This is a genomic window from Streptococcus rifensis, from assembly GCF_053203525.1.
The window spans coordinates 140,403-157,734 of record NZ_JBRUCW010000003.1; the positions used below are offsets into that span (position 1 = coordinate 140,403).

General features: G+C 44.7%; 15 protein-coding genes. 3 read left to right on the top strand and 12 right to left on the bottom strand.

Going from position 1 to position 17,332, the window contains the following annotated elements; genetic code table 11:
* Positions 1 to 6: 6 nt before the first annotated feature.
* From pheA to ACVRYP_RS02935, 6 genes are all read right to left on the bottom strand, one after another.
* Positions 7 to 846, bottom strand: a complete 840-nt coding sequence (gene pheA / locus ACVRYP_RS02910) for a prephenate dehydratase (RefSeq protein ID WP_447467275.1) — start codon at positions 844 to 846, stop codon at positions 7 to 9.
* Positions 843 to 1,319: a shikimate kinase gene (locus ACVRYP_RS02915; RefSeq protein WP_447467276.1), complete on the bottom strand. Its 477-nt coding sequence runs from the start codon at positions 1,317 to 1,319 to the stop codon at positions 843 to 845. Before ACVRYP_RS02915 ends, pheA begins: the two co-directional genes overlap by 4 nt.
* Positions 1,312 to 2,595 (bottom strand): 3-phosphoshikimate 1-carboxyvinyltransferase, encoded by a 1,284-nt coding sequence (gene aroA / locus ACVRYP_RS02920; protein ID WP_447467277.1) that lies wholly within the window; start codon positions 2,593 to 2,595, stop codon positions 1,312 to 1,314. The genes ACVRYP_RS02915 and aroA overlap by 8 nt, the downstream gene beginning before the upstream one ends.
* 143 nt (positions 2,596 to 2,738) lie before the next feature.
* A complete protein-coding gene (locus ACVRYP_RS02925; RefSeq protein WP_447467279.1) occupies positions 2,739 to 3,761 on the bottom strand; it encodes a threonine aldolase family protein in 1,023 nt (340 codons plus the stop codon).
* Positions 3,762 to 4,148: 387 nt separating this feature from the next.
* The gene (locus ACVRYP_RS02930; protein WP_447467280.1) at positions 4,149 to 4,685 is read right to left on the bottom strand and encodes a biotin transporter BioY; all 537 of its coding nucleotides are present in this window, start codon (positions 4,683 to 4,685) and stop codon (positions 4,149 to 4,151) included.
* Between the two features lie 3 nt (positions 4,686 to 4,688).
* Positions 4,689 to 5,003 (bottom strand): CHY zinc finger protein, encoded by a 315-nt coding sequence (locus ACVRYP_RS02935; RefSeq protein ID WP_447467281.1) that lies wholly within the window; start codon positions 5,001 to 5,003, stop codon positions 4,689 to 4,691.
* Between the two features lie 184 nt (positions 5,004 to 5,187).
* On the opposite strand from ACVRYP_RS02935, the gene ACVRYP_RS02940 reads away from it, so the two are divergent.
* On the top strand, positions 5,188 to 9,165 hold the full coding sequence (locus tag ACVRYP_RS02940) for a pneumococcal-type histidine triad protein (protein WP_447467282.1): 3,978 nt from the start codon (positions 5,188 to 5,190) through the stop codon (positions 9,163 to 9,165).
* A 457-nt stretch (positions 9,166 to 9,622) separates the two neighbouring features.
* On the opposite strand, the gene ACVRYP_RS02945 is transcribed toward ACVRYP_RS02940, so the two are convergent.
* From ACVRYP_RS02945 to ACVRYP_RS02970, 6 genes are all read right to left on the bottom strand, one after another.
* Entirely contained in the window at positions 9,623 to 10,129 is a 507-nt protein-coding gene (locus tag ACVRYP_RS02945) for a glucosaminidase domain-containing protein (RefSeq protein ID WP_522732410.1), read from the bottom strand.
* A 154-nt stretch (positions 10,130 to 10,283) separates the two neighbouring features.
* On the bottom strand, positions 10,284 to 11,555 hold the full coding sequence (locus ACVRYP_RS02950) for a dihydroorotase (protein ID WP_447467283.1): 1,272 nt from the start codon (positions 11,553 to 11,555) through the stop codon (positions 10,284 to 10,286).
* Positions 11,556 to 11,576: 21 nt separating this feature from the next.
* Entirely contained in the window at positions 11,577 to 11,924 is a 348-nt protein-coding gene (locus ACVRYP_RS02955) for a MazG nucleotide pyrophosphohydrolase domain-containing protein (protein WP_447467284.1), read from the bottom strand.
* Entirely contained in the window at positions 11,917 to 12,387 is a 471-nt protein-coding gene (locus ACVRYP_RS02960) for an NUDIX hydrolase (RefSeq protein ID WP_447467285.1), read from the bottom strand. Before ACVRYP_RS02960 ends, ACVRYP_RS02955 begins: the two co-directional genes overlap by 8 nt.
* A 4-nt stretch (positions 12,388 to 12,391) precedes the next feature.
* A complete protein-coding gene (locus tag ACVRYP_RS02965) occupies positions 12,392 to 13,045 on the bottom strand; it encodes a uracil-DNA glycosylase (RefSeq protein WP_447467286.1) in 654 nt (217 codons plus the stop codon).
* 13 nt (positions 13,046 to 13,058) lie between these two features.
* Positions 13,059 to 13,757: a GntR family transcriptional regulator gene (locus ACVRYP_RS02970; protein WP_447467287.1), complete on the bottom strand. Its 699-nt coding sequence runs from the start codon at positions 13,755 to 13,757 to the stop codon at positions 13,059 to 13,061.
* 120 nt (positions 13,758 to 13,877) lie between these two features.
* On the opposite strand from ACVRYP_RS02970, the gene guaA reads away from it, so the two are divergent.
* Together guaA and pepT are read left to right on the top strand one after the other, a co-directional pair.
* Complete coding sequence (gene guaA / locus ACVRYP_RS02975; RefSeq protein ID WP_447467288.1) at positions 13,878 to 15,440, top strand: glutamine-hydrolyzing GMP synthase; 1,563 nt, start codon at positions 13,878 to 13,880, stop codon at positions 15,438 to 15,440.
* Positions 15,441 to 15,955: 515 nt separating this feature from the next.
* Positions 15,956 to 17,179 (top strand): peptidase T, encoded by a 1,224-nt coding sequence (gene pepT, locus ACVRYP_RS02980; RefSeq protein WP_447467289.1) that lies wholly within the window; start codon positions 15,956 to 15,958, stop codon positions 17,177 to 17,179.
* Positions 17,180 to 17,332 lie beyond the last annotated feature (153 nt).

Here is a 17,332-nt window from a genome sequence, read left to right on the forward strand (position 1 = left end):
TCTTCCTTACAGTTCCAAGTTTTCCATTTGAAAAACTTCATATTTTCCTAAAATTTTATACGTAATTCCCATGCTGGTTAGCTCTTCTAATGCAAAATGGACCAGCTTAGGGTGATCATATCTGGCATCGAGAATGAAAAAATACTCTCCTAATACCGTCTTGAGGGGCCTGCTCTCGATTTTGGTCAAATCAATGCCTCGCCAGGCAAAGGTCGCCATTGCTTTATAGAGAGCCCCTGGCAAGTTATCTGGCAAGGTCAAGGCTAGTGAAATTTTATGGCCTAAACTATGAGCAGAGATACTTGGTGTTTGGTGTCCTAAGAGCCAAAATCGGGTGAAATTTTCCTGCATTTCCTGAATATCCCGAGCCACAGTCACCAGGCCATAGGCCTTGGCTGCAGAATCAGGCGCAATAGCCGCATAAGGCTTATCGGGATGCTCTGAAACATAGCGCGCAGCATAGGCTGTTGAGGCTGTCAATTCAATCTCTGCCTGGGGATAATGCTTGGTGATATAGGCCTTGCCTTGGGCAATAGCTTGGGGATGGGAAAAGATGCGTTCAACCGGTTTGGTGACATCTGTCACCAAGAGTTGCTGCTTAATAGGTTGGATAAATTCAGCCACAGCATGAAGGCTGGCTTGGTGAAAAAGGTAATCGAGGGTCTCATGGACGCTTCCTTCAATCGCATTTTCAACCGGAACAATAGCCGCATCTACCTGACCTTGCTCATAGGCCTTGATGACCTCTGTGATGTTAGCAAATGCTAGATGGTCTGCTGATGGGAGAGATTTTAGAGCGACATTGTGGGAAAAGGACCCAACAGGGCCTAAATATCCAAGTTTCATGCCAATACCTCGACAATTTCTTCTGGGGTTAAGCAAGCCACATCAATGGTCTGAGTAGCTACTTCTTCATAAAGTGCTTGACGACTGTCAAAGATTTTTTCCAAATCCGCTTTGCTATTTTGCTCAAAGACCGGTCGATCATTGGACGTATCTGCAGCAATCCTCTGATAAAGGGTTTCAAAATCCGCTTTCAGATAGATGTTGGGCTGGTTTTGGGACAGGAGTTGGCGGTTCATGTCAGACAGCACCACCCCACCACCAGTCGAGAGCACAATATCTTCCTCAAGCAATTCAGTCAAGACTTGGGACTCGATAGCCCGAAAGGCTGGTTCTCCCTGTTCCTTGAAAAATTGCGCAATGGGCATGCCGATACGGTCTGTAATAACTGTGTCCATATCCACGTAATCAGGGTCTAGTTTTCGAGCGATAGTAGATTTTCCAGACCCCATAAATCCAAGCAAGACTTTAGCCATGGCGCAAGCTTTCTAAATCACTGAAGAAGCTTGGATAGCTGGTATTGATGGCTTCAGCTCTTTCAAGCACCACTTGGCCAGACTCTGCCACGAGCGATGCGATTGCACCCATCATACCGATCCGGTGGTCACCAAAAGTATTGATAACTGCTCCGTGAAGAGCCGTTTTACCCTTGATAATCATGCCATCTTCTGTTGGTGTGATGTCAGCGCCCATACTGTTGAGAGCATCTGCAACGACTTGAATGCGGTCTGTTTCTTTGACTTTTAGCTCTTCGGCGTCGCGAATGACAGTCTCACCAGTCGCCTGAGTCGCTAATAGGGAGATGATTGGTAGCTCATCAATCAAACGCGGGATAATATCGCCTGCAATTTCAGTGCCATGTAGGTCTGAAGTCTCCACAGTCAAGGTTGCTGACTTGGCCACCTCATCAACTTCAGAAAGGGTTAATTTGCCTCCCATGGTCTTGATGACATCGATAATACCAGTCCGAGTTTCATTAATGCCTACATTTTTGAGGACAACTTTAGAGTTGGGCACGATCAAACCAGCCACCAACCAGAAGGCCGCACTGGAAATATCACCAGGAACGGTCACTGTTTGACCTTGCAAGGTTTGGCCACCCTTAACACGAATTTCTTTCCCATCTACGGACAGCTCCCCACCAAACTGACGAATCATGTCTTCCGTGTGGTTCCGTGTCAGTTCTTTTTCAACAATGACTGATTCTCCATCTGCTTGAAGGGCCGCAAAAATCAAGGCTGACTTAACCTGAGCGGAAGCCACCGGAAGTTGATATTGAATCGGATTTAGCTTAGTACTACCCGTTAGCGTTAATGGCGGTAAATCGCGATCGGTCTGACCAGACACCTCAACGCCCATTTGACGCAAAGGAATCGTTACACGGTCCATAGGGCGTTTTGAAAGGGAGTCATCTCCAAACATCTCAACGGTGAAATCTTGACCCGCTAGAACACCTGAAATCAAGCGAATAGAGGTCCCTGAATTCCCCATATCGAGCTTATTTTCCGGGGCTTTTAAGCCCTTAAAACCAACACCTTCGATGGTCACCGTATCGCCATTGTCTTCAACAGGGACACCCAACTCCCGAAAGACCTGCATGGTTGAAAGCACGTCTTCACCACGCAAAATGTCATGAACAGTTGTTGTGCCCTCGCTAATCGCCCCAAAAATAATAGAACGATGACTGATTGATTTATCTCCAGGAACTTTCAAGGTACCCTGCAAGCCTGTGCATTTGGTTTCTAATTTCATTAGACTTCTCCCGTACTGTCTGTAATGGTTCTATTTTAACATTTTACCATAAAAAGCTTAAAATTTGGCTAACTGGCTAAAATAGATGGGCATAATAATGCCAAAAAACAAGAAAAGGTAACTTTTCCTGCTTCTCTTCCTTATTACAAGACTTCCCTCAATGCATCCATGTCTGCCTGAGTTGTCGACCAGCTGGTAGCCAAGCGAATCACGATATGCTGGTCATCGTATTTTTCCCAGAAGCTATAAGCCACCTGCTGGTCTAATTCTTCTAAGGTTTCATTGTTAACGATAATGAACTGCTGGTTGGTTGGCGATTCTAAATAAAAGCGATAACCCTTATCTCTGAGAATGCCTTTTAACTGCTCGGCCATTTCCAAAGCATGCCGTCCTATGCTTTCATAGAGACCATCCTCAAAGAGTGCCTTAAACTGAACACTGAGCAAGCGTCCCTTGGCTAAGAGGGCACCGTGTTGTTTGACATGGGTGACAAAATGCTTAGGCTGGTTGTTTTTAGTGAACACAACTGCCTCACCACAAAGTAAACCAGCCTTAGTCCCCCCAAAGTAAAAGACATCTGTCAACCGTGCAAGCGTTGGTAAGTCTACTGCCCCGTCAGCTGCTAGACCATAGGCTAATCTGGCCCCATCTAGAAAGAGGGGAATGTCATAAGCCTGACAAATCTTAGAGAGAGCTTCGAGCTCATCTTCTGTATAGAGAGTTCCATATTCTGTCGGGTGGGAAATATAGACCATGCCTGGATAAACCATGTGGCTGTGGTTGCTGTCAGCGTAAAAATCAGCCAAATACGTTTCCACAGCCTCAGCCGATAGCTTGCCATCCTGATGCGGTAAGGTTAAGACTTTATGGCCGGTGTACTCGATGGCACCTGCTTCATGGGTCGCAATATGCCCTGTCTCTGCTGCAATCACCCCTTCGTAGGGGGCAAGAAGGGTATCAATCACCAATTGATTGGTCTGCGTGCCACCCGTTAACAAGGTAACCTCAGCCTCAGGACAGTCACAAAGCTCTCGCAATTGTTCCGTTACGTTTTCAGTGTAGGGATCACTCCCATAACCAGCTAATCCTTCAAAATTACTCGTGACTAATGCCTCTAAAATAGCTGGATGCGCTCCCTTATTGTAGTCGTTCTCAAAATGTAACATTGCCTCACCTCACCTTTATTTGCCCTATTATAAATTAATTCTCCTAAGAATTCAAGATAAGCCTTATAGGGAGCGGTAGAACTTGGGACAAAAGTGTCTCAATCTTCTCTTTTTGATAGAAGTAACAGATTGACGCAGTGGTTGATTGGAAGCCCTAAACCCTTGCTATGCAATCGTTAGAGGCCATCCTAATCAACTGTGCGGTGGTGGGACAACGAAGTCAATTTCTTCGAAATCATGACTTCTGTCCCACTCTCTATTGAAAAGCTAGATTTCAGACGCTTAAACCCTCCACACGCGTTGCCTTGACTGACCAAAAAAGGCTAGCAAGACTGAATTCGTACCAGCTTGCCAGCTCTTTACCTGTTGTCACTTTGATTTGATTTTCTAGATAAATACCTGACCAGTCATCCGTCTCATCCGCATGACGACGATGGTCGCTAGTAAGGCTTTAATCGTGTCTCCAGGGATGAAAACAAGGTTTGCCAGCAGGGAAGCTCCTATGGGAGCTTGTGTGTATACCGCAAGCCAAATAGCTCCAATCACATCGATAAAAAGAACACCAGCTAGCCAGATTACCCCAAACGTCAGCAATGCATTTTTGACATCTACCTTTGACAGCCCCCAACCAATGAGGGCTGGAACAAAAAGCCAGGTCAAGACATAGCCTGCTGTCGGTCCCATTAAGACTGGAATCGTTGTTGATTTCCCAGAAAAAACAGGTAGAAATAGACCAATCATTAAAACGAGAACAACTGCTAAGGTGCCTTTTTTAGGTCCTAGTAAGGCACCTGAAACCATCACCCCTAAATTTTGAAGGATAATGGGGACAGGAATAAACCCTAAGGGAATTCCTGGAATAAACCCTAAGACAATCATGAGTGTGGCCATCATTGTGATTTGTGTAAGGTCCTTTATTTTCATTTCTTACTCCTTTATCTTATCCGTTGTAAAATAGATGCTTTTGTGCAGAGCACACTTAGGATTAAAAGGGTGGTGACAGTGAGGACAGGCCCCATCTTGATATTCTTGTTGCGTCAGGTAGGTCTTACAAACTCCACACAAAACTGGGTATTCCACATCAGGTCCAGTAGCCAAAAAGTTATGGTCCTCTAGGGCATCATGGCACTCATAACAGGAATAGTAGCGCTGACACTGGCCACACTTTAAAGCCACAACATCTAAGGGTGAGTGGTAATGCAGGCAGCGACTGTCCTTATCAATCTCTAGTCCATAAATCATATCAGATCTCCTTATTCCATTGTATTTTACAGTATCCAGAACGAATCGTCAACCTTTTTTTATAAAATAGGTAACATTATTTTTTGTTCATTTAGTTGACAGGTTAAGTTTCTAGTGGTATCATTTGGTTAACTGGTTATTTACCGGTAATTTTATTTTTTATCATTCTTATTTAAGGAGACTTATGAAAAAGAAATACATTCTAGGGTCTGCTGCTGCCTTGCTATTAGGCGTTTCGAGCTACCAGATGGGCCGCCTTCAGGAGCAATCCAAGCAAGAAGACGCGACAATTGCCTACACCAAAGAAGCCGGCAAATCAAAAATATCGTCTCAACAGGCGACTCCTCAGCAGATTTCGGATAAAGAAAACATTGATGCTGAGCAAATCGTTGTCAAAATCACTGATCAAGGCTATGTAACATCGCATGGGGACCACTTCCACTACTATGATGGTAAGGTCCCTTTTGATGCCATCATCAGTGAAGAACTGGTTATGAAAGATCCCAATTATGTCTTTAAAGATAGCGATGTGGTCAATGAGGTAAAAGACGGGTACATCATCAAGGTGGATGGCAAATACTACCTCTACCTCAAGGATGCTAAAAAGCAAAGCAATGTCCGCAGTAAAGAAGACATCAAGGCACAACAGGAAGGGCACGCTGCTGAGCACATCCATTCAGCTTCAGGTGACTCAAAAAATACTGCTACAGGCTACCGTACGGACGATGGCTATGTCTTTGACCCAAGCCATGTCCTGCAAGACTTGGGAGATGGTTTCCTTGTTCCACATGGTGACCACACGCACTACATCCCTAAATCTCAGTTATCTGCTAGCGAACTAGCTGCCGCTAATGCTGCTCTTGCGCACAGAGGACAAGGAGGTTCAGGCGACCAGGGAGGTAGCCAGGCGCAACCGATTCACCACCCTAGCCAGCCGAATCAACCGAGCCAGTCTGGTCCTGTTGCTGGTGTTGACTACACAACTGATGATGGTTTCTTGTTTGATGGCACAGGTATTCAGTTCCACACGGCAACTGGTATTATTGTCCAGCACGGCAATCATAACCATTTTTTGTCTTATGATAGTTTGATTGGTGGTCCATGGGATCACTTGGTCCCAGCCAGCGCTCGCCCAAGTCAACCGACGTCTGCTACACCAATCGCTAAACCAAACCCAACGCTCCCATCTCAACCGAGTCAACCTGCAAAACCAGGGCAACCGGTTCGGCCAAGTGTTCCAACCAAGCCTGATAACAATACGTCTACTGGTTTAGAGGAAAAATTAGCCTACCTTGCTAAAAGCCTTGGCATTAAACGCTCTGACTTGACCCTTATGGACTCTGAAAAAGGACCTCTAGCGATTTGGAAACATGGGGACCATGATCATGTTTATATTCTTAATGATTTTAAGATTGGAGACAAGATTTCTACTGGTCATGACCATCCAAGTCCAACATTGCCATCACGCCATAATCAACCAGTAACGCCAAACCCAACAAAACCTAACCAACCTGAGAAACCAAGTGTCCCAGTTAACCCAACTGAACCTAATGAGCCTATTAAACCATCTAAACCAGAAAAGCCAACTGATAACATAGAGGAAAAATTGGCCTACCTTGCTGATCTCCTAGGGATTAAACGCTCTGACTTGACCCTTATGGACTCTGAAAAAGGGCCTTTAGCCATTTGGAAACACGGGAACCATGACCACATCTATATTCTCAATGACCTTAGCATCGGCGATAAGATTGATACAGGTCACGATCATTCCAATAGCGACCAACCAAGGACAGATAGTGCCGCTGAGACGGAGGCTAAACGCCGTTACATTTCAGAAACCTACAATGTTCCTCTTGAAGCGATTAAAGTCAAGGACCATTACTTTGTCTTTAACGAACCAACGCAAGATTATGATCCAACGCATATTCACCCCTACATGCTCAGAAGAGACTTGGTGACACTGCCTGAGGTGACCGGCGATCCTGAAACGGATTTTGAAAATGAACTTCTAGCCATTGCCAAACACCGCAACATCAAAACCAGTGACATCCGTATCGAAAATGGCAAATTTGTCATTCCTTATAAGGGTGAAGGTCACGGGCACACTCACTTCCTCAACATTAAAGCTAAAGATGGCCTCAAAGCATACCTTAACAATAAGCTCCCGGCCATCCAAGGAGGTTTTGTAGAGGGTGCCTTTGACAAAGAAGCTGTCCTAGCAAACGTAAGTGCTATTGAAGCCGAAGCTGAGCAACTCTTTGGCACAGAAAAACCGCGCCAACTCCACCGCATCAGCCAGGTGTTATCAGCATTTAAAACCGATTTAGACGAGTTAGTCACTAATTCGACAGACGGTTATCTCAGCATGCTAGACAATTTCCGTCGTCAACATCTCCTCGGTGAGGATGCTCCAGCTGCTAAACCGATTGATACCCTTTATAACAATCTGCTAAACAGGATCAGAGATTCCCATATTCAAATTACTCAGGTCGATAAGGCAGAGTGGGTCAAACGCGTCAACACGGCTGCCGCAAAATCAAACACTCATGACCTAGACGTCATCACCCATGAATTAAGCGAAATCCAACGCTTTAATGACCGATTGGTTCCGACCGCTACACAATATCTTGATTATTTCACGCGCCATGTGAATCAATCCGCATTGCCAAACGATCTTAGAGAAGATACCGCTAAAGCTATCGGCCAAATCTACCGGATTCTGGATAGAAAACCAGCTGATGGCGAAACCTATCCAAATTTAGTGGGCAAATGGGTTGATTTAAAGATGCGAATTGACATTGCAAGCGTTGAGCGTAAAAGTTATGCCCATGAAGACGGTGACGCCTACAAAGCACTAGCCGATGACCCTCATGCCCTACGTGGGATCGCCTCCTTCATTGATGCTTTCAAAGATAGCTTTGCTAGCAATGGCCAAATGGAAACACCAAAAACCATTCTTGAGCCTTATGGCCAACCCCTCAGTGACAAGGAAAAAGCCATTAACGCAGCAGAACCAACGCTACTTTCTCGCATAGAGGAGAAAACAGAAGAGCCAGTCGCTCCTAAGCCTGAGGATTCAAAACCAGATAAACCAGCTGAAACCAAACCTGAGGACAGCTCACCAACTGCTACTCCGATAACACCTGAGGACCAAATGAAACTGCTGGAAATCTCAGGAAACATTCAAGAAGCTATCTTGAAGGCCTATCAAGATGATAAGGACCATAAGGATGAAGCCTTAATTTCACAGTTACAAGCCATTGTCGCCAAGGTAGCCACCTATGGTAATCAAATGACGAAAGACCAGATGCTTGCCCTCCAAAATGAACTAATCCAATTCTCGATGGATACCTTAGCAGAGAACAGTCCTTATAAAGAACTGATTCCTAACAAGTCAGAGACTGCTGAAGAAAGTAAGCCTGAACCTTCACCAACCACTCCTCCTGCAAGAGAGGAAAATGAGGGCAGAACACCATGGACTGAGGAAGATCAAAAGCTCTTACTTGATACCATAGAAGAGATTAAAAATAAAATCTTTGACCACTACACCGGTGACCAAGAAGCCCAAGGCCTTGAGTACGTGAACATGCTTTACGCTATTATCGCTCCTATTGGTCAAAACTATGGTCAAGATCTCTCCAAAGAAGAGCTGACTAAGATGAGAGAGGCAGCCATTGCCTTTGGCGATCAGGTTCTTTCTGAAACTGGTTCTCCTGAGACTGGTGCAGACGAAGCGAACGGCAGTCAACCTGAACAACCAGAAACTCCAGCAGATCCAGAACCAGCTACTGAGCAACCAATTGTAGAGACGCCTCCTACTGAAACAGTCGCTGAACCATCGTTAGACGCGCCGTTTAGTTCTGAGGACACTTATGAAACCATGGAACTGGCAGGACTCGTTTATGCAGCTTTGTTTAAGTTTGAAAATGCACCAGTGAAGTATTCTCAATACGTTCAAAAAGCTGACGCCATCCAAGCAAGAGTGCAGGTTGCACGAACAAAAGCTGACTTAGGTGCCATCAATAATGACTACAGACAACTATTAGCTGAGATGGAAGCTGATACTGGTGTAGATAATGAAACCACACCCTTTGATCTAGCTGACTTTGAAGACCTCATTTCTGATGAGGATGAGTTCGATGACACTAGTCTTGAAGAATAAAGCTCCCATTATTCAGTGTCTGACTTATGTGCTCTTAATAGACTAAGCAATAACTAAAAATAATCTGGCAAACGAACGAAAAACGAGAGATTCACCTAACGTGAGTCTCTCGTTTGAGAGCGTAGACAAACCTGTTTTCTGTGTTAATGATCTTCAAAAGTTTGCCTAATGATTTAAAATAATGGATTTTTAGCGAGCGAGGCGAGCAAAAACGGAAACTTTCCGCCGTGATAAAAGAGCCTGAAACGCAGTAGTTCCAGGCTCTCAGAAGTTTTGAGACCTTAGGCTCAAAACTTAGGTTTGGAATCCCGAAGGGAGTCGCTACAGTCCGTTATCACCTGAGGAAAGTTTCAAAAGACACTTTGTCTTCAATCTGAAACGAGAGATTCACCTAACGTGAGTCTCTCGTTTTCTATTATGTCTGCATAGGATGGCTATGCTTTAACAATTAAAAAAGCTATTTCACTTTGTCAAACCTAGTGAGATGGTACTGTTCAATAAGGGTATTGAGTTTGCTAGCATAATTTGTGTCAGTGGCATAACGCCCTTGTAAATAAGCTGTCGCGTCATGGTAAGACGTCGTGTTGCTCTTCCAGGTACCAACATAAAAATCTGGCGCACCGATTAACCCCTGACGAAGAAGCTTAGCATTGTCTTGGAGTGAAGCATGATAGGTCGGGTACTTGCGAAAATCGGCCATGACAGTATAAAGTTTTCCTGTACCATCATCCTCAGCAGTCGCTATCTGATAAGATTGTCCCCTATACTCCCCCTTAATTCCAAAGAGGTTGTTGGCTTCTACGGTCAACTGACTTTTGCCCCAATCACTTTCTAAAATAGCTTGCGCCACCATGACCGAGGCATAAAGATCATTTTTATCAGCAATGTCTTGAGCCGACTTCCCAACAATTTCGATAAAAGCATTAGGATCTGCTTTCTCAAAAGCTCGTTGCTCTTCCTGCATGATGACTTGCCTCCTTATCCACAACCCAGCAAACAAAAGGCACAGGAGTAGTCCAAAAATCTGAAGGCGTCGTTTCACTTGTTTTTTGAGTTTTTTACCACGCCATTTTTTGACCCATTTTTTAAAAGTTAGAAGTTTACGTTTCTTGGCCATATTAAAGATTTTGATGGACAATCTGACCATCTGCTATGGTGTATTTGACCACACCTTTTAAGGTCTGACCGACAAAAGGAGAATTGCTAGCTTTGGAAGTGAAATTTGCGGTAACGAGACGGTCTTCCGTCTCAGAAAAAATCACAATATCCGCCGGTCCACCTTCAGCCAGATAACCAGCATCCAAATCATAGAGAGCTGCTGGATTGCAAGTCATTTTAGCCAAATAGTCAGACAGGGATAAATCTCCGGTATGAACTAAATGGGTTAATCCAAGTGACAGTGAGGTTTCAAGTCCTGTCATCCCTGACGGCGCCTTGGTCAAGTCAGCAACACTCTTCTCATCAACATGATGAGGGGCATGGTCAGTTGCAATGACAGAGATGACTCCAGATTTCAGCCCTTCAATAAGCGCTAGCCGATCGCTTTCTGTGCGAAGAGGCGGGTTCATCTTGGCATTAGCCCCAGCGGTCAAAAGCAAGCTCTCTGTCGTTGAGAAATGCTGAGGAGATACTTCTGCGGTCACAGGCGCTCCTAATTCTTGGGCAAGGGCTACAATCTTAACAGACTCAGCCTTGGATAAATGTTGAATATGCAAACGAGCATTTTCAGCATGGGCAATCATGACATCACGCGCTACCATGCTGTATTCAGCCACACCTGTTGCCCCACAAATCTGGAAATGGCTCTTGGCAATATGCTCATTTAGTCCAAGAATGCCATTGAGTTCTGGATCTTCTTCGTGAAGGGAAATGAGGGCACGATGTTCTTTGGCCAATCTAAGGGCATCTCTAACCACCTTGCTTGATTGCAAAGGAATACCGTCGTCTGAAAAACCAAGAGCACCGGCTTCTAATAGTGCCTTGTAGTCTGTCAGGTTTTTGCCATCAAAGTTTTGGGTAACTGTAGCTACAGAATAAATATGGATTTTTTCCTTAGCAGCTGAGGCTAGAACCTCTTTTAAAATCTCAACGGTTGAAATAGTTGGGCTAGTGTTAGCCATCATGACAACACTGGTCACCCCACCCGCTGCTGCAGCTAGTGCACCAGTGTGAATATCTTCCTTGTGGGTCTGACCAGGCTCCCTGAAATGGACATGAATATCCACCAAGCCAGGGGCTACGACTAAACCAGTTGCATCAATCGTCTCTGCATTCTCTTTAACAATAGCTTCTCCCATTTGCAGGATTTTACCATCTCCAATAAGAATATCCATGACTTGGTCAACGCCAGATTTAGGGTCAACGACTCGACCATTTTGAATTAAAAGCATACAGTTCTCCTTTACTATCTGCTAGTCTTCAGACTTCTTTAAAAATTCCTCTAAATTCATTTCGTGTTGGTACTTAATAGCTGCTTTCTTATCTTTTTCTAAGATAATCTGACTTAAATCTAGCCTATTAATCGCTGCGATGGCTACCACATAATGGAGAAGGTCCGTCAGTTCTGTGGCTAACTCCAGGTCCAAATCAGCTTTGTCTTTCGCCTTGCGTCCTGCCCGCTGATTGAGGACTTCAGCTACCTCGCCAACTTCCTCCACCAACTTCATGAAAAAGCCTTGCTCATCACGGTCGCCTTTATAATGGTTTGCTAGATAAGCTTGTAAATCGTCAATTCTTAAAGGTTTGATGTACTCATCCATAAAATACCACTTCCTCATCGATTAATTCACTGTCTTTATAGCTGAATTTCGCTGAAAAGAAGGGTTTATTTCCCAAAATCCAGCTGAGGAATGTTTTATCGCCTTCCCATGTTGGCTTAGATAAAACTTGATCATAAGGTACCCATTCTAGGTCTCCTTCAGGGCAGTCTTCCAACACCGTTCCCTCAAAAGCGGTCACCCTAAAGACATAGGTGTACCAGTCATGATCTGGCGTAAATTCTGGAAAGGTAATAACACCACATAAATTCATCTTGATCGCTGTCAATCCCGTTTCTTCTAAGATTTCACGTTTGGCGCACTCTTCTGGACTTTCCCCTGCTTCAAACTTGCCTCCTACACCTATCCATTTGCCTTCATGGACATCATTGGGTTTCTTGTTACGATGGAGGAGCAGCAGGCTTTCGCCATTGTCCACATAACAAATTGTTGCTAGTAAAGCCATCTCATCACCTTAACCAATCTATCGGAGCTCTGCCATTGTCCACCAAAAAAGCATTAGCCCTTGAGAACGGGCGACTGCCAAAAAAACCTCGATGGCTAGACAGAGGGCTGGGGTGGGCTGATTCCAATACCAGATGGTGCGCATTGGTAATCAGAGCCTTTTTCTTGCGGGCATAAGCGCCCCAAAGGATAAAGACGACAGGCTTTTCCAAATCATTAACAACACTAATTACAGCGTCTGTAAACGGCTCCCAGATGAGCCCAGCATGACCATTGGCATTGCCAGCAGGTACCGTTAGACAGGCATTAAGGAGCAAGACCCCTTGGTCTGCCCAGGCGGTCAAATCATGGGATGGTTTTGGTCCAATATCTTCTGCCAATTCCTTGAGGATATTTTGCAAAGAAGGGGGTGCAGGAATCTTATCCGGCACCGAAAAAGACAAGCCTTGAGCCTGATTAGGGCCATGGTAAGGGTCTTGACCCAAGATAACGACCTTGACATCCTCTAGGTTTGTCTGTTGAATGGCCGCAAAAACCTTATCCTCAGGAGGATAAACCGTGCCTTGGCTGTAAACTGTCTTCAAAAATTGCTTGACTTGACCAAAATAATGGTCTGGTAACTTTGCCTTAATCAAGTCGTGCCATGCTGAATGCTGCATAACAACCTCTTTCCTAGTTATTTTCTAAGTGAAACTCGAACCGTTCACCAGCATACTGACTTTTGACATATTCAAAGGGCTGACCATCCTCAAAATAAGACACCTGTGTCAGGCCTAAAATGGCTTGCCCTGGCTCCAATCCTAAATAGTCAGTGACGACATCTTGTGCTAGACGTGCATAAATGGTTTGCTTGCTCTTGCCGATTTTATAACCCGCCTCTGTCAAGGTTTTAAAGAAATGCTGCGTCACTTCGTCCTGCGACACCTGAGCGATGAATTTCTTAGGCACTACAGCTACTTCATAGACGACAGGAAGATCGTCCGCAAATCGTACCCGTTCCATCCGAATAACGGTCTCAGACGGTCTCAGTTCTAAATAGGCCTGTTCTTTTTTATTGGGCTTGCTCGCCATATAAGACACAAGCTGAGTAGACGGTTGCTTGCCTTGGGATTTGATGATCTCAGTAAAAGACGTCGTCCCACGCATTTTTTCTTGAATGCGATTGCTGGCGACATAGGTCCCTGAGCCAACCTTGCGCTCTAAGACACCTTCTTCAACAAGGAGACTAACAGCCTGACGCAAAGTCATGCGACTGACCTGAAAATGATCCGCAAAATCTCGCTCACTGGGCAGACGTTGGCCAATTTTCCAGATTCCTTGGTCAATCTCGTCCTTAATTTGATTATGAATTTTTAGATAAGCTGGTAACATAGGCACCTCTTTCACACTAATCTTACCAAAATTCTAACTATAAATCCATTTTCCCCTAGAAATTGTCGGCTTTTATGGTAAAATAAGGTTATCACATCGCTTCTATCAGAAAGGAAAGACATGTCTAGTATCGCAAACGATTTTACAGATCTTGAAAAAATCATTGTTCTCGATTACGGGAGCCAGTACAACCAGCTGATTACCCGTCGTATCCGTGAATTTGGGGTTTTCTCCGAACTCAAAAGCCACAAACTCAGTGCTGAGGAAATCAAGGCCCTAAATCCGATCGGTATCGTTTTATCAGGAGGTCCAAATTCAGTTTATGCTGAGAATTCATTCGGCATTGACGAAGATATCTTTGAACTGGGTATTCCTATCCTAGGAATCTGCTACGGCATGCAGCTCCTTACAGACCGTCTTGGCGGAAAAGTGGTTCCTGCTGGCGAGGCTGGTAACCGTGAATACGGACAATCTGAAATGACCCAGACAGGTTCTGCTCTTTTTGACAACACGCCTGAAAAACAGGTGGTCCTCATGAGCCACGGAGATGCGGTCACTGAAATTCCTGAAGGGTTTGTCCGCACAGGGCAGTCAGCGGATTGCCCATTTGCAGCCATTGAAAATCCTGAGAAAAATATCTATGGTATTCAGTTCCACCCAGAAGTACGCCATTCCGTATACGGAAACGACATTCTCCGTAACTTTGCCCTGAACATCTGTGGCGCTAAAGCGGACTGGTCAATGGATAACTTCATCGACATGGAAATTGAAAAAATCCGTGCAACTGTCGGAGATAAAAAAGTTCTCCTTGGTCTATCTGGCGGTGTTGACTCTTCTGTTGTTGGGGTGCTTCTTCAACGTGCCATCGGTGATCAATTAACCTGTATCTTCGTTGATCACGGTCTTCTCCGTAAAGGCGAAGCTGACCAAGTTATGGAAATGCTTGGTGGTAAATTTGGCCTGAACATCATTAAGGCTGATGCTGCCAAACGCTTCCTTGACAAGTTGGCCGGCATCTCTGATCCTGAGCAAAAACGTAAAATCATCGGGAACGAATTCGTCTATGTCTTTGATGACGAAGCTAGTAAACTCAAGGATGTCAAATTCTTGGCACAAGGAACGCTCTACACAGACATCATCGAGTCTGGAACAGAAACCGCTCAAACCATTAAATCGCACCACAATGTTGGCGGCCTTCCAGAAGACATGCAGTTTGAATTGATCGAGCCACTAAACACTCTCTTCAAAGACGAAGTGCGGGCCCTAGGGACTGCCCTTGGTATGCCCGATGAAATTGTTTGGCGTCAGCCATTCCCAGGTCCAGGCCTAGCCATTCGTGTCATGGGTGAAATCACCGAAGAAAAACTGAAAACCGTTCGTGAATCAGACGCTATCCTGCGTGAGGAGATTGCTAAAGCCGGTCTTGACCGCGACATTTGGCAATATTTCACCGTGAACACTGGCGTGCGCTCCGTTGGCGTTATGGGTGATGGTCGTACTTATGACTACACCATTGCCATTCGTGCCATCACCTCTATCGACGGCATGACTGCTGACTTTGCTAAGATCCCTTGGGAAGTCCTTCAAAAAATCTCCGTCCGCATTGTCAACGAAGTTGACCATGTCAACCGCATCGTCTACGACATCACCAGCAAACCACCAGCAACTGTTGAGTGGGAGTAAGGATTAGAGCAAGGCCCTAATCCTTACGTTGGACACGGTGATTAATAAACGTAGTGCTATTAGAACCGCTGTCCACCCCTCAGCATGCGACACCTCCAAAGACGATTGAAGTGAGTCTTTGGAGGTGGAGTCGATGAGTGGGAGTAATACTGCGCGATTCTGTTTGCAAAGCAAACAAGAGAGGGCCTAGTATTACCCCTGCAAGGCTGTCCTGTGAGCTAACAAGCTTAACGAAGTGAGGAACAGCTGACAGCTACTGTTTAAAATATTAAAAACTACTCAAAAAGGCTATGATTTCAAAGCCTTTTTTGTTGTCTTCTGCAAATATTTTGCAAATGTATAAACCATTGATTTTTTGTTTAATCAATTGTCCATAGCTAGTTCAAAATGGTCAATTATTAACATTTTTCCAAATTTATCAGACTCACTTCCTTTCTAGCCATTTATGGCTAATTGTGATAAACTTTTAAGTAGATTGAAACGTCCTTTTTTAAGGAAATCAGAAAGGAAACCTTATGCCCTACGATACATTATTAGATCGCTTTTTGACCTATGTTAAGGTCAATACACGTTCTGATGAAACCTCTACGACAACCCCTTCTACCCAGTCTCAAGTTGACTTTGCACAAAATATATTGCTTCCTGAGATGGAGCGAGTTGGATTACAGGATGTCCACTACTTGCCAAATGGCTTTGCGGTCGGTACGCTTCCTGCCAATGATCCTAGTCTGACCCGTAAGATTGGCTTTATTGCCCACATGGACACAGCTGACTTCAATGCTGAAAACGTGTCGCCTCAAGTGATTGAAAACTACGATGGGAAGGCCATTACCCTTGGTACTTCTGGCTATGAGCTCAATCCAAAGGATTTCCCTCAGCTGACAACCTACAAAGGCCAAACCTTGATCACTACCGATGGAACAACCCTATTAGGGGCTGATGATAAATCCGGTATTGCTGAGATCATGACAGCTATCGAATATCTGGTCCAAAACCCTGATGTTAAACATTGCGAAATTCGTGTTGGCTTTGGCCCTGATGAGGAAATTGGTGTCGGTGCTAATAAGTTTGATGTTGATGATTTCAACGTCGATTTTGCCTATACCGTTGATGGCGGCCCACTTGGTGAACTCCAGTACGAAACCTTCAGTGCTGCTGCTGCCAATCTTGAATTTATTGGCCGTAACGTCCATCCAGGCTCTGCTAAAAACGGCATGATCAATGCCCTTCAATTAGCCATTGATTTTCATAACCAACTCCCTGAAACGGAGCGTCCTGAGCATACAGAAGGGTACCAAGGTTTCTTTCACCTCATGAATGTAGAGGGAACGGTTGATCACGCGACTTCTGCCTACATTATCCGAGATTTCGCGGACGATGACTTCCATGCCCGTAAACATCTCTTACAAGATATTGCAGATCGCATGAATGCGCAATTTGATACCGAACGTGTCGTTCTTAAGATGCATGATCAATACTACAACATGCGAAAAGTCATTGAAAAAGACATGACCCCAATTACCATTGCCAAGACTGTCATGGAAAATCAAGGGATAACCCCAGTTATTGAACCCGTTCGTGGCGGTACAGATGGATCTAAGATTTCTTTCCTTGGCATCCCAACTCCAAACCTCTTTGCCGGTGGGGAAAACATGCATGGCCGCTTTGAGTTTGTCAGCCTCCAAACCATGGAAAAAGCCGTTGATGTCATCATTGGCATTGTCTCTCGCAAAGACTAGAGGCTGGGCAAAAAGTTATATTTTAGTTATTCTTTTTAAAAGCAAAATGGCATAGAATCAACGTTTTAACAACGTTGATTCTATGCCATTTTCTATTTTTCGAGACTTTTTTGCCCAGCTTCAATGTGGCAATTTTTAAAGTCTATTGGATAT